This window comes from Mycobacterium sp. E342, assembly GCF_001667665.1.
Classification (GTDB): domain Bacteria; phylum Actinomycetota; class Actinomycetes; order Mycobacteriales; family Mycobacteriaceae; genus Mycobacterium.
Genome location: NZ_LZJM01000225.1, coordinates 124,347 through 148,613, shown reverse-complemented (window position 1 = coordinate 148,613; position 24,267 = coordinate 124,347). Strand labels below are relative to the sequence as shown.

19 protein-coding genes and 1 tRNA gene are annotated in these 24,267 nt (G+C 68.7%); 4 read left to right on the top strand and 16 right to left on the bottom strand.

The window, feature by feature from the left end:
* Window positions 1-57 precede the first annotated feature (57 nt).
* Together ettA and A5692_RS17415 are read right to left on the bottom strand one after the other, a co-directional pair.
* Window positions 58-1,734 carry an energy-dependent translational throttle protein EttA gene (gene ettA, locus A5692_RS17420; protein ID WP_068058034.1) on the bottom strand — a complete coding sequence of 559 codons (1,677 nt, stop codon included), beginning with the start codon at window positions 1,732-1,734 and terminating at the stop codon, window positions 58-60.
* Between the two features lie 79 nt (window positions 1,735-1,813).
* On the bottom strand, window positions 1,814-2,296 hold the full coding sequence (locus A5692_RS17415; protein WP_068058032.1) for a single-stranded DNA-binding protein: 483 nt from the start codon (window positions 2,294-2,296) through the stop codon (window positions 1,814-1,816).
* A gap of 225 nt (window positions 2,297-2,521) precedes the next feature.
* Between A5692_RS17415 and A5692_RS17410 the strand changes: the two genes are divergently transcribed.
* Window positions 2,522-3,766, top strand: coding sequence for an HNH endonuclease signature motif containing protein (locus A5692_RS17410; protein ID WP_068058030.1), 1,245 nt, complete (start codon window positions 2,522-2,524; stop codon window positions 3,764-3,766).
* Window positions 3,767-3,878: 112 nt separating this feature from the next.
* Here the strand turns inward: A5692_RS17410 and A5692_RS17405 are convergent, their stop codons facing one another.
* From A5692_RS17405 to A5692_RS17385, 5 genes are all read right to left on the bottom strand, one after another.
* Window positions 3,879-5,909 (bottom strand): cytochrome c oxidase assembly protein, encoded by a 2,031-nt coding sequence (locus A5692_RS17405; RefSeq protein ID WP_068058028.1) that lies wholly within the window; start codon window positions 5,907-5,909, stop codon window positions 3,879-3,881.
* A 29-nt stretch (window positions 5,910-5,938) separates the two neighbouring features.
* Window positions 5,939-8,299, bottom strand: a complete 2,361-nt coding sequence (locus A5692_RS17400; RefSeq protein WP_068058026.1) for a glycerol-3-phosphate 1-O-acyltransferase — start codon at window positions 8,297-8,299, stop codon at window positions 5,939-5,941.
* Window positions 8,296-10,044: an HAD-IB family hydrolase/lysophospholipid acyltransferase family protein gene (locus A5692_RS17395; RefSeq protein WP_068058023.1), complete on the bottom strand. Its 1,749-nt coding sequence runs from the start codon at window positions 10,042-10,044 to the stop codon at window positions 8,296-8,298. Before A5692_RS17395 ends, A5692_RS17400 begins: the two co-directional genes overlap by 4 nt.
* Complete coding sequence (locus A5692_RS17390; RefSeq protein WP_068058021.1) at window positions 10,041-11,510, bottom strand: wax ester/triacylglycerol synthase family O-acyltransferase; 1,470 nt, start codon at window positions 11,508-11,510, stop codon at window positions 10,041-10,043. Before A5692_RS17390 ends, A5692_RS17395 begins: the two co-directional genes overlap by 4 nt.
* Before the next feature lie 153 nt (window positions 11,511-11,663).
* The gene (locus A5692_RS17385; RefSeq protein ID WP_068058019.1) at window positions 11,664-12,911 is read right to left on the bottom strand and encodes an alpha/beta hydrolase; all 1,248 of its coding nucleotides are present in this window, start codon (window positions 12,909-12,911) and stop codon (window positions 11,664-11,666) included.
* A 187-nt stretch (window positions 12,912-13,098) separates the two neighbouring features.
* Here A5692_RS17385 and A5692_RS17380 point away from each other — a divergent pair.
* A tRNA-Arg gene (locus A5692_RS17380) sits at window positions 13,099-13,172 on the top strand.
* A 10-nt stretch (window positions 13,173-13,182) separates the two neighbouring features.
* On the opposite strand, the gene A5692_RS17375 is transcribed toward A5692_RS17380, so the two are convergent.
* From A5692_RS17375 to A5692_RS17360, 4 genes are all read right to left on the bottom strand, one after another.
* Complete coding sequence (locus A5692_RS17375) at window positions 13,183-14,361, bottom strand: serine hydrolase domain-containing protein (RefSeq protein WP_068058017.1); 1,179 nt, start codon at window positions 14,359-14,361, stop codon at window positions 13,183-13,185.
* Window positions 14,358-15,839 (bottom strand): biotin carboxylase, encoded by a 1,482-nt coding sequence (locus A5692_RS17370; protein WP_156766130.1) that lies wholly within the window; start codon window positions 15,837-15,839, stop codon window positions 14,358-14,360. The genes A5692_RS17375 and A5692_RS17370 overlap by 4 nt, the downstream gene beginning before the upstream one ends.
* A 212-nt stretch (window positions 15,840-16,051) precedes the next feature.
* Entirely contained in the window at window positions 16,052-16,807 is a 756-nt protein-coding gene (locus A5692_RS28420; RefSeq protein ID WP_082962819.1) for a carboxymuconolactone decarboxylase family protein, read from the bottom strand.
* Window positions 16,808-16,867: 60 nt separating this feature from the next.
* Window positions 16,868-17,560, bottom strand: a complete 693-nt coding sequence (locus A5692_RS17360; RefSeq protein WP_068058014.1) for a type 1 glutamine amidotransferase domain-containing protein — start codon at window positions 17,558-17,560, stop codon at window positions 16,868-16,870.
* 259 nt (window positions 17,561-17,819) lie between these two features.
* Between A5692_RS17360 and A5692_RS17355 the strand changes: the two genes are divergently transcribed.
* Complete coding sequence (locus A5692_RS17355; protein WP_068058013.1) at window positions 17,820-18,263, top strand: hypothetical protein; 444 nt, start codon at window positions 17,820-17,822, stop codon at window positions 18,261-18,263.
* Window positions 18,264-18,585: 322 nt separating this feature from the next.
* Window positions 18,586-19,356 (top strand): enoyl-CoA hydratase, encoded by a 771-nt coding sequence (locus tag A5692_RS17350; RefSeq protein WP_068058011.1) that lies wholly within the window; start codon window positions 18,586-18,588, stop codon window positions 19,354-19,356.
* 45 nt (window positions 19,357-19,401) lie between these two features.
* Here A5692_RS17350 and A5692_RS17345 read toward each other — a convergent pair whose 3' ends face one another.
* From A5692_RS17345 to A5692_RS17325, 5 genes are all read right to left on the bottom strand, one after another.
* Window positions 19,402-20,568: a dihydrolipoamide acetyltransferase family protein gene (locus tag A5692_RS17345; RefSeq protein WP_068058009.1), complete on the bottom strand. Its 1,167-nt coding sequence runs from the start codon at window positions 20,566-20,568 to the stop codon at window positions 19,402-19,404.
* Window positions 20,565-21,620 (bottom strand): 3-methyl-2-oxobutanoate dehydrogenase subunit beta, encoded by a 1,056-nt coding sequence (gene bkdB / locus A5692_RS17340; RefSeq protein WP_068058007.1) that lies wholly within the window; start codon window positions 21,618-21,620, stop codon window positions 20,565-20,567. The genes A5692_RS17345 and bkdB overlap by 4 nt, the downstream gene beginning before the upstream one ends.
* Window positions 21,617-22,708: a pyruvate dehydrogenase (acetyl-transferring) E1 component subunit alpha gene (gene pdhA, locus A5692_RS17335; protein WP_068058005.1), complete on the bottom strand. Its 1,092-nt coding sequence runs from the start codon at window positions 22,706-22,708 to the stop codon at window positions 21,617-21,619. Before pdhA ends, bkdB begins: the two co-directional genes overlap by 4 nt.
* Before the next feature lie 208 nt (window positions 22,709-22,916).
* Entirely contained in the window at window positions 22,917-23,735 is an 819-nt protein-coding gene (locus tag A5692_RS17330; RefSeq protein WP_068058003.1) for a CoA ester lyase, read from the bottom strand.
* Window positions 23,732-24,229, bottom strand: coding sequence for a MaoC family dehydratase (locus tag A5692_RS17325; protein WP_068058001.1), 498 nt, complete (start codon window positions 24,227-24,229; stop codon window positions 23,732-23,734). The genes A5692_RS17330 and A5692_RS17325 overlap by 4 nt, the downstream gene beginning before the upstream one ends.
* Window positions 24,230-24,267: the final 38 nt, after the last annotated feature.

The window sequence follows — 24,267 nt, the reverse complement described above, 5'->3', positions numbered from 1 at the left end:
CGGGGGCGCCCCCACCGCGGCCATCGGGGCCGCTTCGTCGGGGCTGCGCAGCTGACACTAGTCGCGCGTGAGCTTCCGGTGGGTCACTCTGTGCGGCCGCGCCGCGTCGGCACCGAGCCGTTCGACCTTGTTCTCCTCGTAGGCACCGAAGTTGCCCTCGAACCAGAACCACTTGGCCTCGTTGTCCTCGTCACCCTCCCAGGCCAGGATGTGCGTACACGTGCGGTCCAGGAACCAGCGATCGTGGGAGATCACCACCGCGCAGCCCGGGAATTTCTCCAGGGCATTCTCCAGCGAACCCAGCGTCTCGACGTCGAGGTCGTTGGTCGGCTCGTCGAGCAGGATCAGGTTGCCGCCCTCTTTGAGGGTGAGGGCCAGGTTCAACCGGTTGCGCTCGCCACCGGACAGCACGCCGGCCGGCTTCTGCTGGTCCGGGCCCTTGAAGCCGAACGCCGAGACGTAGGCCCGTGACGGGATCTCGTTCTGGCCGACCTCGATGTAATCCAGGCCGTCCGAAACGACTTCCCAGACGGTCTTTTTGGGATCGATACCGGCGCGGGACTGGTCCACGTAGCTGAGCTTGACGGTTTCGCCGACCTTGACCGTCCCGCTGTCCGGCTGCTCGAGCCCGACGATGGTCTTGAACAGCGTCGTCTTGCCGACACCGTTCGGGCCGATGACGCCGACAATGCCGTTCCGGGGCAGGGTGAAGGACAGGTCCTTGATCAGGGTCCGCCCGTCGTAGCCCTTGTCGAGGTGGTCGACCTCGACGACGAGGTTGCCCAGCCGCGGCCCGACCGGGATCTGGATCTCCTCGAAGTCGAGCTTGCGCGTCTTCTCCGCTTCGGCGGCCATTTCCTCGTAGCGCTGCAGGCGGGCCTTGTTCTTCGCCTGCCGCGCCTTGGCCCCCTGCCGCACCCAGGCCAGCTCCTCGGTGAGCCGCTTCTGCAGCTTGGCGTCCTTGCGGCCCTGCACAGACAGCCGCTCGGCCTTCTTCTCCAGGTATGTCGAGTAGTTGCCCTCGTAGGGATAGGCACGACCGCGGTCGAGCTCGAGGATCCACTGGGCGACGTTGTCCAGGAAGTACCGGTCGTGGGTCACCGCCAGCACCGCACCGGGGTAGGCGGCCAGGTGTTGTTCCAGCCACTGCACGCTTTCGGCGTCCAGGTGGTTGGTCGGCTCGTCGAGGAGCAGCAGGTCGGGCTTGGACAACAGCAGCTTGCACAGCGCCACGCGGCGCCGCTCACCACCGGACAGATTCGTCACCGGCTCATCCGGCGGGGGGCAGCGCAGCGCGTCCATCGCCTGCTCGAGCTGCGAGTCGAGGTCCCAGGCGTCGGCGTGGTCGAGCTCCTCCTGCAGCCGGCCCATCTCCTCCATCAACTCGTCGGAGTAGTCGGTGGCCATCAACTCGGCGACCTCGTTGAAGCGGTCCAGCTTGACCTTGATGTCGCCGAGCCCTTCTTCGACGTTGCCGCGCACCGTCTTCTCTTCGTTCAGCGGCGGCTCCTGCTGCAGGATGCCGACACTGGCGCCGGTGGCCAGAAAGGCCTCGCCGTTGTTCGGCTTGTCCAGCCCGGCCATGATCCGCAAGACGCTCGACTTGCCGGCGCCGTTGGGGCCGACGACACCGATCTTGGCGCCCGGATAGAAGCTCAACGTGACGTCGTCCAGGATCACCTTGTCGCCGTGCGCCTTGCGGACCCTTTTCATCGTGTAGATGAACTCAGCCATGCCGCGGTCATGCCTTTCTGGTTTTCGAGAGAGTTCTCGCGACCATCCTAGGCATCGCGCGGGGGGACGGATTCCGCAGCTAAGCCGACATCGGCAGCGGTCCCGTTTCCGCGGAGTCGACGCTGGCATCGCGATCGGCGTCCTCACCAGGGCTGGCGGCCGCATCCGCGGGTGGCTTGGTGGCTTCGCCGGCAGCCGGGCCGGTGTAGCCCGGCCTCTCGATGCGCACGATCGCGCGGGACACGTCGGGCCCGACGGAGGTGGCGCGCATCTCCAGCGATGAGCGGCGGTTGCCGTCGCGGTCCTCGTACTCGCTGGTGTACACGTGGCCCACCACGATCACCGGTGCACCCTTGCCCAACGCTGCGCCCACGCCGGTGACCAACTTGCCCCAGCAATTGACGTTGATGAACAGCGAGTTGCCCGGCTCCCAGCCGCCGTCGGCCGTGCGTCGCCGGGAATTGCTGGCGACGCGGAACTTGATCACTTCCAGCGCGCCGACCTGTCGCCGTTCGGGGTTGGTGACGATGTGTCCGACGACCGTTAGCGGTGTTTCAAACATTGGCTGATCCCTTCTCGGTTGCTATCGGGCGGCGAACGCGTCACCGCCCGTCCTGGTTGCCATTGAGCTCGGCGCCACCGACGTGCCGGCGGGCAAGAGCGGCTCAAACCGTGTCCAGGTCGGCGGCCCTGTGGAAGGAAGCGGGACTGTGGAGTAGTCCGCAGGTCAGTCCCAGCGCGAAATCGGCAGCCGAAACTCGTCGTACCCCGCTGCGATGATGGGTCCATGTCTTCCACCGCACCGGCTAGCCCTGTGGCAGTGAGCCCTGCCGAGCGTTTGGAGATGATGTTCGAGGAGTTGGCGGAGTTGGCCGGCCAGCGCAATGCCATCGATGGGCGCATCGTGGACCTGGTCGCCGAGATCGAGCGTGATGAGCTGTGCGGCATGACCGGCGCGCGCTCGGTCGCGGCGTTGGTGGCCTGGAAGCTGGGGTTGTCGTCGACCACCGCGCACACGATCGCCACCGTCGCGCACCGGGTCGAGGAGTTCCCCCGCTGCACCCAGGGTCTGCGCGACGGGCGGCTGTCGCTGGACCAGGTCGGCATCATCGCCGCACGCGCCGGCGACGGCTCCGACGCGCATTATGCGGAGTTGGCGCGGGTGGCCACGGTGCACCAGCTGCGAACCGCGATCAGCCTCGAACCGCGCCCTGACCCAGAACCCCGGCGCGAGCCCGAGCGCTCGTTCAGGAAGACTTCCACCGAGCAGGGCAGCTGCTATCGGATCACCCTCCCGCCTCCGGACGCTGCGAAATTCGATGCCGCGTTGGCCTCGCACCAGGACGCGCTGATCGCCGAATGGAAGCACGACCGCGCCGACGGAGCGTCGGAAAGCGCGCCGCCGCTGCCGGGCACTGTCGAGGCCTTCATGCGCCTGGTCGAGGCCGGGTGGGACGCGGAGGCGGCCCGCCGGCCCCACGGACAGCACACCACCGTGGTGGTGCACGTCGACGCTGAAACGCGCACCGCGGCTCTGCATCTGGGTCCGCTGCTCACCGACGCCGAGCGCCAATACCTGACCTGTGACGCCACCTGTGAGGTGTGGTTCCACCGCGACGGCCAGCCCATCGGCGCCGGCCGAATCACCCGCCTGATAAACCGGCGACTGCGCCGCGCGCTGGAGCACCGCGACCGCACGTGCGCGGTTCCCGGCTGTGGCGCCACCCGCGGCCTGCACGCCCACCACATCCGGCACTGGGAAGACGGCGGCCCCACCGAGCTGACCAACCTCGTGCTGGTCTGTCCTCATCACCACCGGCTGCACCACTCCGGGGGCATCACCATCGTCGGACCCGCACCCGATCTCACCGTCACCGACGGCGCCGGGCGCACACTGAGTCCGGGGTCGCTGGCGCGCCCACCCGCCCAACCGCCGCCCGCCGTCCCGCCGTGCCCGGGACCGATCGGCGAACGCGCCGAATGGTGGTGGTACGACCCCTTCCGTCCCCAACCACCACCGTCCAGGAATTAGCCCGGCGCCGAAGCGAAACGGGTTGGCGGGGAGGCGAGTCGTTCGCAGTATCCGTCAACGGGGTGTTGTCAGGGACAAAGAGCCGCTCGAGCTCCGCAACTCAAGCACCTTGTCACCGCGGCTTGGCATGTCCCGGCGTGCCGCGCCGCGCCAGCTCGGCGAGCATCGCGTTGTAGGCGACCAGCTCGGCGTCGTCATCGCGTTCGGCGGCGCGGTCCAGCCGGCGGGCCGTGCGGTCGTCGCTGCGCGCCCACTGCACCAACAGCGCCAGCATCACGATCACCAAGGGCACCTCCCCCGCCGCCCAGGCGATGCCACCACCCAGTCGCTGATCACCCAGCAGGTCGGTGTGCCAGCTCAACCCGAGGGAGCGGTAGTAGTCGGCGCCGAGGACCTTCCGGGTGCCCATCAGCACCACGCCGAAGAACGCGTGCAGCGGCAGGGACGCGAACACCACGCCCACCTTGGCCAGCGGGGGGATCGGGCGCGGCGTGGGGTCGACCCCGATGACGATCCAGTAGAAGACATAGCCGCTGACCAGGAAGTGCACGTTCATCGCCAGGTGCCCCGCGTGACTGCCCACGGCCGTGTCGAACAGGTTCGAGAGGTACAGCCCGTAGAAACCCGCGACGAACAACACCGTGGCGACCACGGGGTTGGTGACGAAGCGTGAATAGCGACTGTGCAGCGCGGCCAGAAGCCATTCCCGCATCCCGGGCGGCTCGTCACGACCGGCGGCGGGCAGCGCCCGCAGCGCCAGGCTGACCGGGGCGCCCAGCACCAGCAGGATCGGGACCAGCATCGACAGGCCCATGTGCGCGATCATGTGCACGCTGAACATCGCCGGCATGTAGCGGCCGATCCCCGACGAGGTGACGAACAGCAACGCGAAACAGCCGAGTAGCCACGCCGCCGTCCGGCCCGGCGGCCACGCATCGCCTCGGCGACGCAGCCGCAGCACGGCGGCCACGTAGAGGACTGCGAAGACGATGGCGGCCGTGCCGAAGATCAAGTCGAATCGCCAGTCGAACAGGATGCGCGCCGGCGTCGGCGGCCCGTCGAAGTCGTAGCCGATCTCGGCCTCGGGGATCGAGGGCAGCCGGCTCGGCGGGGGCGGCGGCGCGGTGCGGCCCAGCCCGACCGCGACGCCGAACGTCAGCCCGAAGACCGCGGCCTCGGCGAGCGCCAGCCGGAGCAGGGCGCGACGCGCGTCGGGGAGGTCCGGCTGCACCTGCAGCCGGGCGACCGCCGAGCGCCGCTGGCGCCAGCCGAGGATCCCGAGGACGCACAGCGCGGCGAACTTGGCGACCACCAGGCGCCCGTAGTCGGACGTGAACAGGTCACCGAGCGGGACGCGCACCACCGCGTTCATCACCCCGCTCAGCGCCATCGCGACCCAGCACCACAGCGCGATCGCGGAGAACCGCCGCGCCGCCAGGGCGACATATCCCCCGCCGCGCAGCCCGTACGCGGCGAGCGCCAGCAGGCCACCTGCCCACAGCGCGGCGGCCACGAGGTGGATCAGCAGGCTATTGGTGGCCAGGTCGTGTGACCCGCCCGCGGACGAGTGGCCGGTCAATCCCAGCGGGATCAACGTCAGCAGCGAGCCGGCGAACAGCAGCGGCGTCCACGACCAGCGCAGCACCGGCAGGCTGGCCAGCATCACCACCGCGGCCAGCGCCGCGGTCCAGCGCCAGGCGGAGGCGGTGGTGACCAGGCCGGCCACCGACCAGATCCGCACCGGATCGAGGAGTGCGACCAACGGCCGGCCCGACACGTCGGAAATGGTGAGCGGGACCAGCAGCGCGGCGCACACCGCCCACACCCCCGACGCCACCGTTCCCAGGCGAAGCGCCCGATAGCCGTCGGCGTCCAGGACGCCGCTGCGTTGCGGCGGCACGAAAAACGCCGCGAACAGGAACGACCCGGCCGCGAGCACCGCGGCGATCTCCCCGGCCGCCCGCACGAACGGCAGCCCCAGCGTGGTCGCGGGGCCGGGGTTCGGCAGGCCCGTGGCGGTCAGCGCGTCAGCCAGTGACAGGGCCCCGATACCGGCCGCCGTGCAGCCGGCCAGCACGGCGACGCCGGTCAGCATCGGCCACACCAGCGCGCGCCGGGGGGCCACCGACCGATCGACCGTCATACAGCCAGGGTATGGCCGCGCACCGGCGGCTACCGAGGCAGGCGCTCCTGACGCTCCTTCTTCTCGCGGGCGACGAACTGGTTGCGGGCGATCCGGCCGATGTGATCGGAGTCCCGCAGGATGTCCCGCAGTTCCTGCCGGAAAGCGATCCGCCGTTCGGCCAGCTCGGGCGCGGGTGCTGTCAGGTCCTGATCGGCGGCCACCTGGTAGGCGGTGGCGAACAGCAGCGTCGACACCGATTCGCTGCTGCGGACCCGGGTCTGCGCCACGTATTGGCGGCCCACGCCGAGCGCCGATTTCGTCAATTCCTTCTGATCGACGTCGGGCGGCGCATCCCGCAGCACGTCGGCGACGATCTCGTAGGCCTCGAAGAAGACCCGCACCATCGCGTCCGCCATCAGCGGCCGCTTGGCGAACAGCAGCGCGTCGATCTCGTCGCCGCCGGCGGCGACGTGGGCTTCCCAATCGTCGTGCCAGGCCATCTCTTCGGCGATGTTGTCCCGGAACGACGCCGAGTCCGCGAAGTAGAAGTCGAACTTCAACAGGTCGCGCAGCCGCATCGCCTGATCCCAGAAGGCCTGCATGCGGTCGCCCTCGACATGCCGGGCGTGTGCCAGCGCCAACTCGACGATCGAGGTCTCCAGGAAGGCGTGGATCAGGGAGTTGCGGTAGAACGCCGCCGCGTGCTGCTGGTCGGGGGCGATGCGCCACACGGGCTCCCGGCCACCGTCGACCCGGGTGACCGGATGCCCGTTGGACAACGCGTCGACCGCCGCCCGCACCCCGTCGCGCGAGCGCAGCCGCAACGCGCTCGTCGACATCGGGGTTTGCTTGCGTTCCAGATAGTCGAGCGAGTCCTGCAGGGTGTGGTGCAGCTGGGCGAGCGTCAACGCCGCGCCGCGGGTGGTCAGCAGCAACGCGCACACCAGGCCCGTCGCGGTCACCGGCGTCGCCTGCAGGATCCGCCAGGCCACCTCGAATGACATCTTCTGCAGCGCAAGCCGTTTGGCGTCCTGGTCGTGGGTCAGCGGCCCGTGGGCCGGGCCCAGGTACTGGCGCATCGACACGGCTTCCGGGAAGCGGACGTAGATCTTGCCGTAGTTGCGCTCGCCCTGCGCCCGGATGAAGTTGTACAGCCAGCTGACGCCTTCGGGCGTCTTCTCGCCGCCGCGGGCGTAGGCCGCATACTCGTCGGTTTCGTGCAGCTGGTCGAAGCTGATGGACACCGGCTGCAACAGGATGTCCTCGCTGCGGCCGTCCAGGTAGGCGTCGGCGACGTAGGACAGCAGGCCGAGTTTCGGGGGCAGCATCTTGCCGGTGCGCGAGCGAGTGCCCTCGATGGACCAACTCAGGTTGAACCGCTTTTCCACGATGTAGCCGACGTATTCGCGCAAAACATACTTGTAGAGCGGGTTTCCGCCGATGTTGCGGCGGATGAAGATGACCCCGGATCGGCGCAACAGCGGACCCATCGCGCCGAAGGACAGGTTGATGCCGGCGAACACGTGCACGGGCGGCAGCCGGTTCTCCTGCATCGCCACCGGGACCACCGCGCCGTCGATGTAGGACCGATGCGAGAACAGCAGCACGGCCGGATGGGTTTCCAGGGCGGCGCGCATAGCCGCGACCTGATAGCCGTCGTAGTCGATTTCCGGATCGAAGCCGCGGCTGATCGCCCTGCTGAGGACAGACACGAGGTCGACGGACACCCTGCTCCAGCCGGTGGAGAGTTCGTCGAGCATCTCCCCGGCTTCCTCGACGGTCGCGCCGGGGATTTTCTTCAGTCCGGCGCGAAACCGGCTGGACTCCAAGATCTCCGGCTTCACCAGCCGCGGAGACTTGTACTGCGGCCCCAGGATTCGGTACTCGACGCGTTCAAGCGCCAGCAGTGCGCGGCGGATGACGAACCGGGCGAAGTCGGTTTCGTTCTCACCGACGGTGATGTCGCGCCACTGCTGGCGCAGTTCGGAGACCTTCGCCGGTTCGCCGGCCACCACCCGGGCCCGCTGCGGGGTGTTGCGGATGATATGCAGTTGCTGACGTTCGTTGGGGTGGTAGGGATCCCGTCCCGGGAGCAGGCCGGCCAGCTTGGCGACCCTGCCGCGATCCGGCGGCGGCAGCCAGAACACCCGCACCGGCACGATGGAACGGTCGGCGGTGGCGTCATCGTCGCCGGCCTCGAGCCGCTCGATCAGCGCGGTCAGCGCGTCGGGCGCGGCGTTGGGCGGTGGCAGTTCGAGGACGTCGAATCTGGCCTCCGGTTGGTCGGCGCACTGCTGGGCCATCCAGGCTGTCACCAATTCCCGCTCGACCGGCGACGCCATGGACGCCAACACCAGCGAGTCCTCGCCGGTGAGGACCGCGGTGGTATCCGCGGCCGGTTCGGTCACGGCTGCCCTTCGGGCGGTTCGGCGTTGACCGCCGCTTCGGCGGGCCGATGCGCCTCGCCGTCTTTGAGGGCGGCCTGGGACTCGTGCGGATTCGCCTTGGCCGGCTTGGCTTTCGGCGCGGCCTTCTTTGCCGCCGCCTTCTTCGCCGCAGCCTTCTTCACCGGCGCCTTGGAAACGCCTTTAGCCGCAGCCTTTTTCGCCGGTGCCTTCACCTTCGTCGCGGCGTTGTTCTCCGCGTACGGGCCGACCTCGGGCAGCTCGTCGCCGACGGGCCAGTTGGCCAGCGTGTCCAGGTAGAGCTGCCGGACTTCGGCGATGCGCTCCGGCAGGTTCTCGACGGTCCAGTCCTGCACCGAGATCGGCGGAAACACCGCGACGTCGACCGTGCCGGGGTTGACGACGGTGGAGTTTCGGGCGGCGACGAGCTCGGCGTTGCGGATCACGATCGGCACGATCGGGATTCCGGCGGCCATGGCCAGGCGGAACGGCCCCTTCTTGAACGGCCCGACCTCGGTGGTGTCGACCCGGGTGCCTTCGGGGGCGATCACGATCGACAGTCCCTTCCTGGCCCGGTCCTCCACCTCGTGCATCGTCTCGACCGCGGCGGCGGGATCGTCGCGATCGATGAACACGCCGTCGAGCAGCTTGCCGAGCGTGCCCATGATCGGGTCCTTCTGCAACTCCTTCTTGCCCACGCCGATCCAGTTGTCGCGCACCAGCGCGCCGGCGATGACGGGGTCGACCTGGTTGCGGTGATTGAAGATGAACACCGCCGGCCGCTGCGCGGTCAGGTTCTCCTGGCCGATGACATTGAGATTCACGCCGGTGATCGCCAGCGACAGCTGGGAGAAGGTCGAGGTGAAGAAGTTGACGCCGCGCCGCCGGTTGCGCGTCAGCACGCCGATGCCTACGGCGCCCGCGGCGACCGGGAACATCGAGCCGAAGCCGGCGAGGGTGCGCAGCTGGCGCCGCAGACCCACCGGCCCCCGGCTGCTGAACCGTAGGATGGGCCAACCGCGCCGCTTGGCCACGGCGGCCATCTTGCCCTCGGGATTGGTCGGGCGCGGGTTGCCGACCAGGTACATCAGGGCGACGTCCTCGTCCCCGTCGGCGTAGAAGTAGCTGTCCTTCAGGGCGATGCCGTTCTCGGCCGCAAATCGTTGCACCGCAGCGGCTTTGCCGGGTCCCCACAGGATCGGCTTTTGCACGCCGCCGGTCAGTATCCCGTCCTCGGTGGTCTCGAACTTGTTGGTGAGCATGTTCGAGATGCCCAGAAACCTGGCCACCGGGTTGACCTGAATGGTCAGCGCCGACGAGCTGAGGACCACGGTGTGCCCGCGAGCCACGTGCGCCCGCACCAGCTCGCGCATCTCGGGGTAGATCCGCGACTCGATGCGCTGGACGAACAGCCGCTCACCGATCTCCTCCAGGTCGTCCAGCACGCGGCCGGCCAGCGCGGCGGCGGCCTTGCCGATGAGGTCCTCGAACTCGATGCGCCCCAGTGTGTGGCTCAGGCCGGCCTGCACCATGCCGAGGAGTTCACCCACACCCATGTCGCGGCGCAGCAGCCGCTCCTGGGTGAGGATCACCGCCGTGAAGCCGGCCACCAGCGTCCCGTCGAGGTCGAAGAACGCACCGATCTTGGGGCCCGGCGGGCTGGCCATGATTTCGGCGACCGAGCCGGGCAGACGCATGTCGCCGCCGGTTGCCCCGCCCTGGTCTCCCTGGTCCTTGGTGGCGCTCATGAGCCCGCCACCGTCCGCGCCGACGTCGCCGGTTCGGTGAACGAGGCGGGCACCGCGCGGGGCGCCCCATCTCCGGCCAGCGCCAGGATTTCGTCGAAGCCCTCCAGCAGGCATTGGGCGAACAGCGGCTCGTTGCGCACCGCCGCCCGGTCGTAGCGCACGGTGATGGTGCACCACCCGCCGCGTGAGATCAGCACGACCATCATCGCGACCCCCGGCAGCGGGCCGATGCCGTACTGCCGCAGCACCTTTGCACCGGCGATGTAGGTGTCCCCGGGGTACACCGGGACGTTGCTGGCCTGCACGTCGGAGCCGATCACCGACCCGGTGATGCCCTCGAGCACCGCGGTCGGCAGGACGCTGAGCAGAGGCGCGACGGAACCGATGATGTTCATCGCGGGCTCGTCGCGACGCTGCGTCATCTGCGCGCGGATCTTCTTCATCCGCGAGACCGGGTCGACCGTACCCACGGGCGCGGCCAGGTTGACCCCGGTGAACCGGTTGCCCCCGGCCGTGTCGGCCTCGGCCCGCAGGTTGACCGGCACCGCCATCGGCAGCGTGCTGATGGGCACGCCGAGCGCCTCGTGGTACCGGCGCAACGCGCCGCACAGGCCCGCGAGGTAGGCGTCGTTGATCGATCCCCCGCCGGCCTTCGCGGCCCGGTGCAGGTCGGCGAGCGGGATGTCGATCGCCTCGGTGCGGGTGGCCAGGCTGCGCCGCCGCAGCAATGGCGATGGCTCGGCCGCCCGGTTGAGCACCCGCATGCCCGAGAGGGCGTAACCCACGACGCCCGAAACGGTGGACGCGGGCTCGAGGACCGCACGCCCGGCGACCGAGACCGCCCCGGAGACCGCGCTGACGACGCCGCCGACCACCGCGGCGGGTAGGTGGTTAATGCCTTGGCGCATCAAATCATTGGGCGTGAGGTCCTGCGGAACGGGCAGCGGGGGTGTCGCCTTGGCCGGTGGGTTGCGCTCGAGGTCGTAGATCTCGGCGAACATCTGCACCCCGCCGACGCCGTCGGTGACCGCGTGGCTGACGTGCAGGAGCGTCGCGGCCTTCCCGTCGGCCAGCCCCTCGACCAGGGTGGCCGTCCACAGCGGCCGGGAGATGTCCATCGGCGACTGCAACATCACCTCGGCGAGGTTGAAGACGTCGCGCAGCGTGCCGGGTTCGGCCACCCGCATCCGCCGCACGTGAAACTCGAGGTTGAAGTCGGGGTCCACCACCCAGCGCGGTGACGCCGTCGGCAGGGTCGGCACGACCACCTTCTGCCGCAGCCGCAAGACCCGGCGGGAGGCGTTTTCGAAACGGGTCAGAAACCGGTCCCAGTCCGGCGTGGTGTCGAGGAGCTCCAGCGCCATGATGCCCGATCGCGTCCGGGGATTCGCTTCGCCGCGATGCATCAGATAGTCGACGGGTCCCAGCTGGTCGGACAATTTCACGACCCCATCGGACTCAGTCATGGCTCTTAGACCGACGCGCCAACCCTGTCACCGAAGATCAAGCCTCCTGCCTCGGACCCACCACCAACCCCACCGCCAACACAACGCTAGTCGGGTTGCCGCGCTGGTGAAAGGAGCGGTCGGCGCCGGGCGCCGGTTTACCGGGGCCCGGGCTCAGCTGGCCGACGTGGCCGCCAGCGGGACGAAGTCCAGCAACGGGCTGACGCGCCGGCCGTAGACGACCCCCAGGAAATCCGCGACGGCGTCGGCGGCCAGCCGCGAGCGCACCGTCGAGAGGATGTCGAACGCATGGTGGGCGTTGGCGAGTTCGGCGTGGGCCACCGTGGCAGCACCGGCCGCGCGCAGCGCGGCGCAGAAGGCGCGGGCCTGGCCGCTGGGCACCAATTCGTCCTTCTCGCCGTGCAGCACGAAGAAGGGTGGCGCCCCGCTGTGCACGTAGGAGACGGGCGATGCCGCCCGGAACCGCTCGGGCTCGTCGGCGTAGCGGGCCTTCATGACGAAATGCTCCAGGAACGGCAGCATCAGGTCGTGCATATGCGCGGAGTCGGTGAAGTCGTACACCCCGTAGTAGGGCACGACGGCCTGAACGGTGGTGTCTGCGCTTTCGAATCCGGGCTGGAACGCCGGGTCGTTCGGGGTGAGCGCGGCCAGCGAGGCCAGATGCCCGCCCGCCGACCCGCCGGTGATCGCGATGAAGTCTGGATCGCCGCCGTAGTCGGCGATGTTTTGGCGGACCCAGGCGATCGCCCGCTTCACGTCGATGAGGTGCGCCGGGAACGTCGAACGCGGGCTCTTGCAGTAGTTGATCGAGACGCAGATCCAGCCGAGCTCGGCCATGCGGCTCATCAGCGTGTAGGCCTGCACCCGTTTGTCGCCGACGGTCCACGCCCCGCCGGGAACCTGGATCAGCACCGGCGCCCGCCGCCCCGGGGCGAGGTCGTGGCGCCGCCAGATGTCGAGCAGGTTGTCGCGCCCACCCGGACCGTAGGGGATGTCGGACGTCTGGGCCGCGTATCGGCGGTGCGGTCCGGGCCTGTTCAACACGCCGCCGCGCGGCGCGCAGACGGGCTTGATGCCGGCCGGGTGGCAGACCTGCTCGCGGAAGTCGGGACCGAGGGCTTCCTCGAGCGCCGCGGTGAGGGCCCGGTCCGCCCGCTGCGCCGCCCAGCTGGTGCCGACCCGCCCGATGGACGGGTGCGCGACGCGCGACAACGCGTGCCCGGTCACGACGTGCGGGGGAAACTCCGTGGAGAGCCAGCCGGCGACAAAGCCGAGCGCGAGCGGCGAGCCGCGCAGCAGCAGCGTGCCGGCCCGATACGCATCCATCGCGTCGCCCGCCAGGCGTAACGCCTGGCTACCGGCCCACGAGCACCGGGAAGTCACCTGCGTGGTCACGCTCATAGCTACGCCACCCCTCGACGGTATGCACACGCGTCGTTGCGGTTAACGGCCGATGACCGGCCGGTGTTCTACGTGTGTCGAGGTTCCCAACCATAGCCGATAACGCCGGGGCGGGAACGCTTTTCGCGCGCGGCGCGGCGGCGAGTCGGGTTACGACACGCCGGTGGAATAGACTGACCTGCACATTGCCTCCGTAGCTCAGGTGGATAGAGCAAGGGCCTTCTAATCCCTAGGTCGCACGTTCGAGTCGTGCCGGGGGCACTCATCGGCGCTAACCGGCGATTCCGGCCAGTTCGCGTGCCACCGCATCGAAGGCGCGCAGCGTGTCCAGCATGTGCGGCTCATGGGAGTGCGGTTGGGCGGACACCTTGACGGCGACCAGCTCGGCGGGGCGGTTGACGTAGATCATCTGGCCACACATGCCCAGGCACAGCACGATGTCGTTGCCCGGGTAGGGGAACCACATCTGGTTGCGGTACATGCCGCCGGGCAGATCGGTGTCGTGGTCGGGGCTGGCGGCAAATGCCTCGCGCGAGTCGGGGCCGCCGTCGAGGGTGTCGGCGATCCATGCCGCCGGCACCACCCGCCGGCCGGTCAGGGACACGCCGTCGCGCAGGAACAGCGATCCGAACCGGATCATGTCGATCAGGCATGCGCTGATGCCGCCGTCGAAAAATCCGGTGCCGACGGGATCGACACCGATGGTAGCGTCGCTTTGGGCGCCGATGCGGCTCCACAGCAGTTCGGACATCAGGTCGGTCATCCGCTGGCCGCCGGCCACCTCGCAGATCCACCCCAGTACGTCGGTCTCACACGAGCGATATTCGAATGGGCCGCCGTGTGGCGACTTCTGCCGCAGCGTCAGCAGGAAGTCGTGCACCGTGGCGGGGTCGTCCGCAGACCGCCGGGGAGCCCAGCCCATCGCGCGGTCGAGGCGGTGTATCTCTGCGGCCGGGTCGTCGTAGTTCTCCGAGAACTTGATGCCCGACCTCATGTCCAGCAGGTGGCGCACCGTCGCACCGGCGTAACCGCAATTTGCCAGGGCGGGAACGTATTTCGTGACCGGTGCGTCGAGCTCGATGGCGCCGGAGCCGTGCAGCGCGCCGGCGACGGCCGCCACCATGGACTTGCTCACCGAGAACAGCAGATGTCGGCTGTCCGCCCTGAGGTGATCGAGGTACTCCTCGGCCACCAGTGACCCGCGGTGAGCCACGGCCCAGCCGTCGGTAACGGTCGCGGCCATCACTCCGCCTACGGTGCTGGCCGCGCCGTCGGTGCTGGTCAATCGGATCTCGGCCACCGGCGCAGGGGCCGTGGGCAGCACGGCGGCCGGCCCCGTCCCACGCGAGATGATCGCCGTCGGCACCATGTCTTCGACGTGCTGGAACGACCACCGCGCATACGGCGGCGACAGCCAGTTGTCCAGTGAGATTCCCGCCGGGACGCTCACGCGCGCGCGACGAGCCGCGAGACGATCGGCGCGGCGGGCGTCAGGGGCGTTGAGGTGAACTTCGCCTTCATACCCTTGACCCAGCGCTGGCAGCGCTCGCTGAGCTGGTAGTCGTCCGTCTGCAGGTGTGCGCGGGTGACGAGCACGCCGAGTTGGGCGCCTTCGGAACGCAAGTCGCCGGGCGCCGCGACCCGCATGTAAAAGGCCTCGGAGCCGTCGAGCAGCGTGGCCCAGTCGTTGGCGGTCCGCGAAAAGGAGACCCGGCCGTCGTCGTCGATGCGCCACACGCCGGTGCGTGGCGTCGCGGTGAAGATCTCGATGTCCGGCGAGGTCTCGGTGAGGATCACCTGGCCCCAGACCTCGTCCTCGCCGTAGCCGCGCTCCCAGCGTGAGTTGATCTCGTCGATGTCGAGCTCGTACTCCACGTCCATGTACTCGAGCAGGTGAAAGAGGAACAGCGGCATGTCGGCGTAGGCCTCGGTGGTCAGGTTCGTCATCGGACTCGCGCCACTCAGGCGCGGATTCACCTCGCCGAGGTAGAGCTCGTCGGAGTCGAGGTCGTGCAGCAGGTCCACCTCGAAGTAGCCGAGGTAACCCTCGCGGCGCATGACGTCGCCCAGCTTTGTCACCATCTCCCGGGCGGCGTGCGTCTGGGCGGGCGGCAGCACCTCGTGCCAGATGTCATTGCCACACCAGCTGCCCCGGCTCGGCGTCAGCTCCGAATAACCGACGAGACTCGTCATCGCGGGGCCGACCACGGTGCCGTGGCGGGTGACGGCGCCCTCGAGGCATACCTCGACATTGCGGATGCGCTTCATGACCTTGAGGTCCTGCCCGACCAGGTCACCGGCGTGCTCATCCCAGTCGCGCTGACCGTGCACGAAGAACGTCCCGCTGCCGGCATTGCCATACGCGATCGAGATGACGAGGTCGTCTCCCAAGCCGGCGCCTTGTGCGAGCGCCAGCAGTTCGTCGTACGAGCCGGCCCGCCCGATCGTGTTGGGCACACTGGGCACCCCCGCCTCGTCGGCCAGGCGCGTCATGACGATCTTGGAGCCCAGGCGATTGCGCAGCTCGATCGGCGGATGCATGACCTCAAGACCCGCGGACCGCGCGAGCGCCTGGATTTCCTCGTTCATCATCACAAAGCAGCACTTGCCACCTGGACCTTTGCCGGCGATGAACTCGAGCGTCTCGGGGTCGGACAGCAGGTGGCTGCACACCTCGTCCATCGAGTCGAAATCGCGGCGGTCGCGTCGCCGCGGCACGAACACGCGCGAGTGTGTGCCCTCGAAAGAGTCGAAGTAGGTGAGGTAGAAGAAGTTTCGTATCCAGCGGTCGACACCCAGCAGGTTGAACGGGGTCGGCGAGATGAAGTACAACGGCACCTTGTTGGTGTGGAAGAACGCGCGTATGTCCGAGAGGCCTTTCAACGGGCGGCGCTGCTCCGGGCCGAACCCGCCGGCGGGCACGCTCACGCCGCCCGGGTTGACGTCGGCGCCTGCTGCCAGCGCTGTCGTCGGAGGGCCGGGGGCGACCCGGTCGGCGGGTGGGCGGTGAGCTCAGGTGTCTTCATGCCACAAGTCTGGCCCGGCGCATCGCCGGGCGAAAGTGCGGAGTACTGCAGCGTCGGCGTCAACTTTCGTCTTTGCGCCAAACAACGCCCGCGTCCCGGGCGCATGCACGGCGATCAGCCACCGAACGCGTTGGCGCCCATGACCAGCGCCGCGGTGCCACCGAAGAGATATCCGACCTCGACCGCCTCGGTCACCTCGGGCTCCGAGGCGCCCGCGGCGCGCGCGTTCCCGGCGAGCGTCCTGACGCCGTCCGGATGTGCGGCGATCGCGTCGGTCACCATCGCCATGAGGAGCTTGTATTTGGCCGGAATAGCGCCATCTCTCAGAATCCGTTCGCGCATCGCCAGGTAGGAATCGGCGAATTGCGGGTCGCGCTGCTCGATGGCCCCGAGCCACGGCGGCTTGGCAGGACCCGGGGCCGGTGGGCCCGCGACGGGGTTGCCCGGGTCGGGACAGCCACCCGCCGGAACGGCAGCGCCGTCACCGCACACGTCGGCGCGGCTGGGCGGCGCGCCGTGCGCGAGCAAGAAGGCGCCCACGATGAGCGTCACGATCCACAGCACCGTGCACGCCCGGAAATCCGCGACCACCACCGGCAGCGCGTGTCTTCTGCGCATCGTGGTGGCACGAACGGCGCGGCCGAGCCTGACCGCCTCGGCGATTTCGGCCGCCGACGCGCCCGCCGCGAGGGCGTCGCCGGCCAGCGCGTCGACCCCGCACCGACGTGCACAGACCGCACCGGCGGCTATCGCCATGAGCGCCTCGTACTTGGCCGGAATGGCGGCGCTGTGCGGGTCCGCGCACGGGACCCGGCGAGGATCAAGGCGGCGCGCGGGAGTGGTCGGCGCCGGGCGGGATCTGACGGTCATTGCCGCAACGTACGCCCGGGCATTGCCCGGCGCAACCGAAAGATGTTGCCGCCCTTCGGCTTAAGCCAGCTCCTTCATGAACTCCTTCGCCAACGGGCCCGCGGACGCCGGATTCTGGCCGGTGAACAGGTTGCGGTCCTTTACCGTGTAGGGCTTCCAGACCTCGCCGCGGGAGAAGTCGACACCCATCTTCACCAGTTCGTCCTCGGCGGTCCACCGCGCCTTCGCCCGCAGCCCGACGGCGTCCTCCTCGTCGTTGGTGAAGGCCGTGACCTGGTAGCCGGCGAACGGGGAATTGCCGTTGCGTCGAGTCGCCATCATCGCGACCGGCGCGTGGCAGACGATGGACAGGGGCTTGCCGGAGGCCAGCGCCGCGGTCAGCAGCCGACCTGAATCGGCGTCCTGCCAGAGGTCCTCCATCGGGCCGTGACCACCGGGGTAATAGACGGCGTCGTAGTCCTCGAGGCGGGCGTCGGCCAACTCGATCGGGCGACGCAACTCCTCGGCGGACCGCAAGATCTCCTCGAGTTCCACAGCAATCTCTTCGCTGCCGGCCATCGACGGACGCAGGCTCATCACATCCACATGCGGGACAACGCCTTTCGGCGTGGCCACCACGACCTGGTGCCGCGCGTCCGTGAGTGCGCGATACGGGGCCGCGAATTCCTCGGCCCAGTAGCCGGTCGGATGTCTCGTCCCGTCCCGGAGCGTCCAGTAGCTTGCGCCGGTCACCACGAAAAGAACCTTCGCCATCGCGCTCCCCCTCGATTGCCCCGCAACGTATCGACCCGCCCCAGCGTTGCCCATCTGCTCTCGGCCCGCAATACCCGCCCGCGCCGGCGCAGCCGATGACACCCGACGGAAATGGTTTTTAACAACGGCTTCACCGCTGCTTGTCGCCCAGAGTTTGCCTATTAGACGGTTCGGGAACCACAATTGGCGTGTCGTGCGAGCAGTGACGCTAGTCGGGGGATTATGACTTAGGGCGTCTCTATTCGAGGGGTGGTCGATGATGACGTCGGACGACTGGCAACCGGTGGTGCGAGTTGGAGAACCAAAGTTCGTAGCCGGCCTGGGAAATAGGATCAAAGTCGAGGTCAAAACACGGGGGTGGCTGAGCCGGGACTGGCGCGGCTACTTCGGTCTACAGGTGTCGCAGCAACGGCTCGATGCCCGGTACTCCTCTTATCCCTGCTGGGATGAGGTCCAGCGCATCGAGGGCACGTGCGCCCTCGACGAGGCGGAGCGTTACATCGAAATGATCGATGCCGCAATCCACTACGCGAACACCAGATTGCGAAACGACGCGGTGCCAAAGACGGTCGTTTCGGCCGCGCAGCCGGATCAGCGGGCGTGGGCGGTGCGACGGCGCCAGGCGGCGCTCGATGAACTGGCTAAGAAGTTGGCGAAACCCGAGGTCGGCGAGAACGTCGCCTCTTTAAATACATCCTTGTAATCAGCGCCGTGCGATCGCGCGCATGCGATCGGGGCCTGGACGAGGAAACCGCAAACGCATTCGCGTGTGCACAACCATTCTTTGCCAAATTCCGACGCCACCTCAATGGCGTTCGCGTTGTTGCAGCCAGGCAATCCCGGAGGGACGCAACGCGAAGGCGATTAATCGGCGGTTCATGACCGAGTGGCACGGCACCCCTACACCGACTTGGCGAAACCGACCGGGACGCCCGCAGTACCCTTACCCCTGCCCCGAGTCGCAGCCGCGGCACCGTAATCGTGCGTCGCCAAGACGCGCCAACTCCAAGCCACGGAGGTACCCGATGGCCCAGTCAGACCTCGTCTTGTTCACCGTCGACAATCGCGTAGCGCTCATCACGGTCAACGACCCCGACCGGCGCAATGCGGTCACCGCCGAGACGTCGGCACGTCTGCGCGCGGCAGTCGAGCGGGCGGAGGCCGATCCCGGCGTGCACGCCGTGGTGGTCACGGGTGCCGGCAAGGCCTTTTGCGCCGGCGCGGACCTGAGCGCGCTCGGCGCCGCCGGCGGTGACAAAGCCGAGACCGGTCTGCAGCAGCTCTACGACGGCTTCATGGCCGTCAGTAGTTGCCGGCTGCCCACCATCGCCGCGGTCAACGGCGCGGCCGTGGGCGCGGGCCTGAATCTCGCATTGGCGGCCGACGTTCGCATCGCCGGGCCCGCGGCGTTGTTCGACGCCCGATTCCAGAAGCTGGGGCTGCACCCCGGCGGCGGTGCAACGTGGATGCTGCAGCGGGCGGTGGGCCCCCAGGTCGCCCGCGCGGCATTGCTCTTCGGCATGCGTTTCGACGCCGAAGCGGCCGTGCACCACGGCTTGGCGCTGGCCGTCGCCGACGATCCGGTCGCGGCGGCGCTGGAGCTGGCGGCGGGGCCCGCGACCGCCCCGCGCGAGGTCGTCCTGGCGACTAAGGCCACCATGCGCGCCACCGTCAGCCCGGGATCGCTCGATCACGAACAACACGTGTTCGCCATGCGCACCGAACTCGGGCCGCAGGCCTACTCCATCCAGTCTCCGGAGTTTGCCCAGCGATTGGCGGCCGCGCAGCGCCGGTAGTGCGAACGCGGGCTGTTCCGGTATCCGGTGCCGCCGCCCAACGGTCTACAGGTCGAGCAACGCTGTCATCGGCGATTCGACCAAATCCCTTAGCTCGGTGACGAACTGGGCCGCCTGGGCGCCGTCTGCGACGCGATGGTCGAACACGCAGGTGAGCGTCATGGTCGGGCGCACCGCGACCTGATCACCCACGGCCACCGGGCGCGGTTTGATCGCCCCCATCCCCAGGATGGCCGCTTCCGGGTGGTTGATCACCGGCACGCCGTCGTCGGCGCCCAGCGCCCCGAAGTTCGACACCGTGAAGGTGGAGCCGCGCAATTCGGCCGGGGTCAGCGTTCCCTCCCGCGCGCCGGTGATCAATTCGTTTGCCCGTCTTGCCAATTCGCGGGTGGTCTTGGTGTGCGCGTCGGTGATCACCGGGACCAGCAGCCCGCGCGCGGTGGCCACTCCGAATCCGAGGTGCACACGTCGCTCGACGCGAACCGCCGGACCCTCTGCCGAGTCGACCCATGTCGCGTTGAGAATCTGGTTGTGGCGCAGCGCAATGAGTAGTAGTCGCATCGTCAGGATGAACGGCGTGATCTTCTCGTCCGTCGACACCCGGTCCGATAGCCGCATCAATTCGGTGCAGTCGACCGCGACGCTGACTTTGGCGGCCGGGATCTCGCGGTGCGACAACGCCATCTTCTCGGCCATCCGCGCCTGCACGCCACGGACCGGTCGGACGTCGTCGGCACCGTTCTGACCGGCGGCCGCCAACACGTCCGCGCGGGTGATGATGCTGTCGGGATCGTGTGGTAGCGAGCGCAGGTCGACCATCAGGTCCTTGGCCAATTTGCGCACCGGAGGGGCGGCGAGCGGGCGGCGGGTTCGCCGGCTGGTGTCGATGCCGGCGTCCGCGCCGTAGCCGACGAGTGTGGGGACCGTCCCGGCAGCCGAGTGCTCGTCGCCGTTCAGCGGTGCGGTGTCGATGCGGACCAGTACCGCCCCCACCGGCAGCACATCGCCTACTCCGCCGTTTGTTTCGACGATCCGACCCGCGTACGGGCTGGGCAGCTCCACCTCCGCCTTGGCCGTCTCCACCGAGCACAGCACCTGGTTGAGTTCGACGTCGTCGCCCGCGGCGACGTTCCAGTGCGTCACGGTCACTTCCTGCAGTCCCTCGCCGAGGTCGGGGACGCGGAATGACTTCAGCCGCTCGTCGGCGCTCATGGCTGACCCAAGGCACGCTCGACGCAGTCCAATAGCCGGTCGGGGCCGGGCAACCACAGTCGCTCCAGCCGTGCCGGCGGGTACGGGGTGTCGAATCCGCAGGCGCGCAGCACCGGCGCCTCCAACTCGTAGAACATCTCCTCCTGTATCCGGGCTGCCAACCCGGCGCCATATCCCAGGCTGCGCGGCCCCTCGTGCATCACCACACAACGTCCGGTCCGATGAATCGACGCGGCCACGGTCTCGAAGTCCAACGGGACCAGTGATCGCAGGTCGATGACCTCGATGTTCCAACCACGTTGGCGCTGAGCCTCTTCCGCTGCACCGATCGCGGTGCCGACCAGGCTGCCATAGGTCACGACCGTCACATCCGAGCCGGGGCGGCGCACCATCGCCCGCCCAATCGCCGGTTCGGGCCGGTCGGTGTCAACCGTGCCGCGGACCTGATAGCGCCGCTTCGGCTCGAGGTACATCACCGGGTCCGGGCAGGCGATCGCGTGGCGAAGCAGCCAGTACGCGTCGGCCGGGGTGGACGGAACCACCACCTTCAGGCCGGCGGTATGAGCCCAATACGACTCGGTGGAGTCCGAATGATGTTCGGCGGCACCGATTCCACCGAAGGACGGGATCCGCACCGTTACCGGCATGTTGACCTCGCCGCGGGTGCGGGTGCGGTACTTCGCCAGATGGCTGACCACCTGATCGAAAGCGGGGTAGGAAAACCCGTCGAATTGAATCTCCGGTACCGGGACGAAGCCGCGCAACGCCAGCCCCACCGCGATGCCGATGATGGCGGACTCGGCCAGCGGCGTGTCGAAACAGCGCGTGTCACCGAATTTTTCGGCCAGCCCTTCGGTTACCCGGAACACCCCACCCGCGACCGAGACGTCCTCACCGAACACCAGCACCCGGTCGTCGGCGGCCATCGCGTCATGCAGGCTCCGGTTGAGCGCCTGCACCATGGTCATCGACTGCGCACTCAGCGCCACGTTCTGCGTTGCCGCAGTGAGGGTTTCGGCGGGACCGGCGGGCCGATCGGCGAGCTGGGTCATTCGACCCTCCCCAGTTCGGCCCGCAGCTGTTGGCGTTGCGCCTCCAGCCCGGGCGTCATTTCGGCGTACACGCTGGTGAACACCTCGTCGATGTCGAAATCGGGTGCACCGAACACCGCGTCGCGCAACTCGGTGCGCATCCGCTTGGAGCGGGCAGCGACCCGCTCCTCCAAGCGGTTCGACCACAGGCCCTGCCCCTGCAGGTAGGCGCGGTAGCGCGGGATCGGGTCGAGCGCCGCCCAGCGGTCCACCTCCTCCTGGGTCCGGTAGCGGCTGGGATCATCCGAGGTGGTGTGCGGGCCGAGCCGGTAGGTGACCGCCTCGATCAGGGTCGGCCCACCGTCGGCCCGGGCGCGGGCGGCGGCCTCGGCCATCACCGCGTAGCAGGCCAGCACGTCGTTGCCGTCCACCCGGATCCCGGGCATGCCATAGCCGATTGCCTTGTGCGCGATGGACGGCGCCTTGGTCTGCTTGTGGATCGGCACCGATATCGCCCACTGATTGTTCTGCACGAAGAACACACACGGCGTGGCGAACACGGCCGCGAAGTTCAGCGCCTCGTGCACGTCCCCCACGCTGGTGGCACCGTCGCCGAGGAAGGCCACCGTCACCGAGTCCTCGCCGAGCCGCTGCGCGGCCATCGCCGCGCCGACGGCATGCAGCGTCTGCGTGCCGATCGGGATCGAGGTCGGGGCGCAGCATTTCTTGGTTAATTCCAGTCCGCCGTGCCAGGTCCCGCGCCATACCGCGCCGACGTGCCCGGGCGGGATGCCGCGCACCAGATACACGCCGAGCTCCCGGTATTGCGGAAACAACCAGTCCGTCTTGCGCAAACAGGCCGCCGCACCCACCTGGGCGGCTTCCTGACCGCGGCAGGACGCGAACAACGCCAACTCCCCCTGGCGCTTGAGGTTGACGAACTCGGTGTCCAGCTCTCGGGTGACCACCATCATCTCGTAGAGCCAGCACAGCGTCTCCGCGGGAAGGTCGCGGCAGAAGCGGACTTCGGACGTCGGTGTGCCGTCCGGAGCGACAAGTTGCACCGGCTCGAGGTCGACGGTCATCGGTAGTTGAGGCACGTCCGCCATACCGTCTCCCTACTTCGGTGCCGCAGGGGTCACAGCAAAAGCTCAACCGGGACCCGCCGCGAGCCGAAGTCGACCGCCAGCCACACGAAAGGCTCCGCTCGCCGCGACACTGGCGTACCCACCATTATGCGCGCAAATGCGAAGAGACCGGGGCGATCGCGACCGTGTCGCACCCTGTGGCAACGCGGTTCTGGTGGAACTCAGGCGGTCACCCGCCGGACTGTCCCGCCCTGCGCACCAGCATCTCGGCGTGCTTGAGCACCGGCGAGTCCACCATCTGGCCCTCGAAGGCGAACACGCCGCGCTCGGTCCGCGCCGCCGCCAATACCCTTCGCGCCCAGTCGACTTTGTCCTCGCTGGGGCGATAGGCGTCGCGCACGACCGGAATCTGGGTCGGGTGAATGCAGACCGTCCCGTGGAAGCCCACCGCGACGGCGTCGTAGGCTTCCACCCGCAACCCGTCGAGGTCACGGATGTCCAAATGCACCGCGTCGAGGGCAATCCGGCCGAAGGTGGACGCCGCCAGCAGGACCGTCGACCGCACATGGCGGGCAACGTCGCGGTAGGCGCCGTCGGCCAGCCGGCTGGAGCTGCCCCCGAGCGCGGCGACCAGGTCCTCGGCGCCCCACATCATCGCGACGGTGCCGTCGGCGGCGGCGATCTCGGTGGTGAACACCGCCCCGCGGGGCGTCTCGATCAGCGCGATGACGTCGCGCGGTGCCAGCGCGGACACCTGCGCGGCCGACTCGGTCTTGGACAGCATCACCGTCGTGTAGGGCGTCTCGGCCAGGGCGTCCAGGTCGCGGCCGTACTCGTCGGTGCCGGCCGCATTGATGCGTACCACGGTGCGCTCGGGATCCAGCGGACTCTCCCGCAGCGCCTTGCGCGCGGCGGCCTTGTCCGCCTCGGCCACCCCGTCCTCGAGGTCGAGGATCACCACGTCGGCCGCGGCGGCGGCCTTGGCGAACCGCTCGGGACGGTCGGCGGGGCAGAACAGCCAACCCGGCCCGGCGGACTGCAGGTTCACATGGCCTCCTGGTCGCTGGGGCGCTTTTGGACCAGCGTGGTCCGCACCGCGCGCGCGATGACATCGCCGTGCTGGTTTCGACCGGTGTGCTCGAGGGTGACGATCCCTTCGCCGGGCCGGCTCTTGGACTCGCGCTTGCCGGTGCACACCGTCTCCGCGTACAGGGTGTCGCCGTGGAACACGGGCTTGGGGAAGGACACCTCGGAGAAGCCCAGGTTGGCGACGATGGTGCCCAGCGTCAGCTGCGAGACCGACAGCCCGACCAGCGTGGACAGGGTGAACATCGAGTTCACCAACCGCTCGCCCCGAAAGCCCGGCTGCTCAGCGGCCCACGCCGCGTCCAGGTGCAGCGACTGGGTGTTCATCGTCAGCGTGGTGAACAAGACGTTGTCGGCCTCGGTGACGGTGCGGCCCGGCCGGTGCAGGTACGTCGTGCCCATCTCGAACTCTTCGAACCACAAGCCCCGCTGAATGATCGACTTGCCTTCCGCCATCAGCGCCGCTCCTCCTCATCGCTACGCTCTGCATCGTC

What these genes read in the sequence shown, in the direction of transcription:
- ettA (WP_068058034.1), bottom strand. Translation starts at nt 1,734, where the DNA reads ATGGCTGAGTTCATCTACACGATGAAAAGGGTCCGCAAGGCGCACGGC.
- A5692_RS17415 (WP_068058032.1), bottom strand. Translation starts at nt 2,296, where the DNA reads ATGTTTGAAACACCGCTAACGGTCGTCGGACACATCGTCACCAACCCC.
- A5692_RS17410 (WP_068058030.1), top strand. Translation starts at nt 2,522, where the DNA reads ATGTCTTCCACCGCACCGGCTAGCCCTGTGGCAGTGAGCCCTGCCGAG.
- A5692_RS17405 (WP_068058028.1), bottom strand. Translation starts at nt 5,909, where the DNA reads ATGACGGTCGATCGGTCGGTGGCCCCCCGGCGCGCGCTGGTGTGGCCG.
- A5692_RS17395 (WP_068058023.1), bottom strand. Translation starts at nt 10,044, where the DNA reads ATGAGCGCCACCAAGGACCAGGGAGACCAGGGCGGGGCAACCGGCGGC.
- A5692_RS17390 (WP_068058021.1), bottom strand. Translation starts at nt 11,510, where the DNA reads ATGACTGAGTCCGATGGGGTCGTGAAATTGTCCGACCAGCTGGGACCC.
- A5692_RS17385 (WP_068058019.1), bottom strand. Translation starts at nt 12,911, where the DNA reads ATGAGCGTGACCACGCAGGTGACTTCCCGGTGCTCGTGGGCCGGTAGC.
- A5692_RS28420 (WP_082962819.1), bottom strand. Translation starts at nt 16,807, where the DNA reads ATGACCGTCAGATCCCGCCCGGCGCCGACCACTCCCGCGCGCCGCCTT.
- A5692_RS17360 (WP_068058014.1), bottom strand. Translation starts at nt 17,560, where the DNA reads ATGGCGAAGGTTCTTTTCGTGGTGACCGGCGCAAGCTACTGGACGCTC.
- A5692_RS17355 (WP_068058013.1), top strand. Translation starts at nt 17,820, where the DNA reads ATGACGTCGGACGACTGGCAACCGGTGGTGCGAGTTGGAGAACCAAAG.
- A5692_RS17350 (WP_068058011.1), top strand. Translation starts at nt 18,586, where the DNA reads ATGGCCCAGTCAGACCTCGTCTTGTTCACCGTCGACAATCGCGTAGCG.
- A5692_RS17345 (WP_068058009.1), bottom strand. Translation starts at nt 20,568, where the DNA reads ATGAGCGCCGACGAGCGGCTGAAGTCATTCCGCGTCCCCGACCTCGGC.
- bkdB (WP_068058007.1), bottom strand. Translation starts at nt 21,620, where the DNA reads ATGACCCAGCTCGCCGATCGGCCCGCCGGTCCCGCCGAAACCCTCACT.
- pdhA (WP_068058005.1), bottom strand. Translation starts at nt 22,708, where the DNA reads ATGGCGGACGTGCCTCAACTACCGATGACCGTCGACCTCGAGCCGGTG.
- A5692_RS17325 (WP_068058001.1), bottom strand. Translation starts at nt 24,229, where the DNA reads ATGGCGGAAGGCAAGTCGATCATTCAGCGGGGCTTGTGGTTCGAAGAG.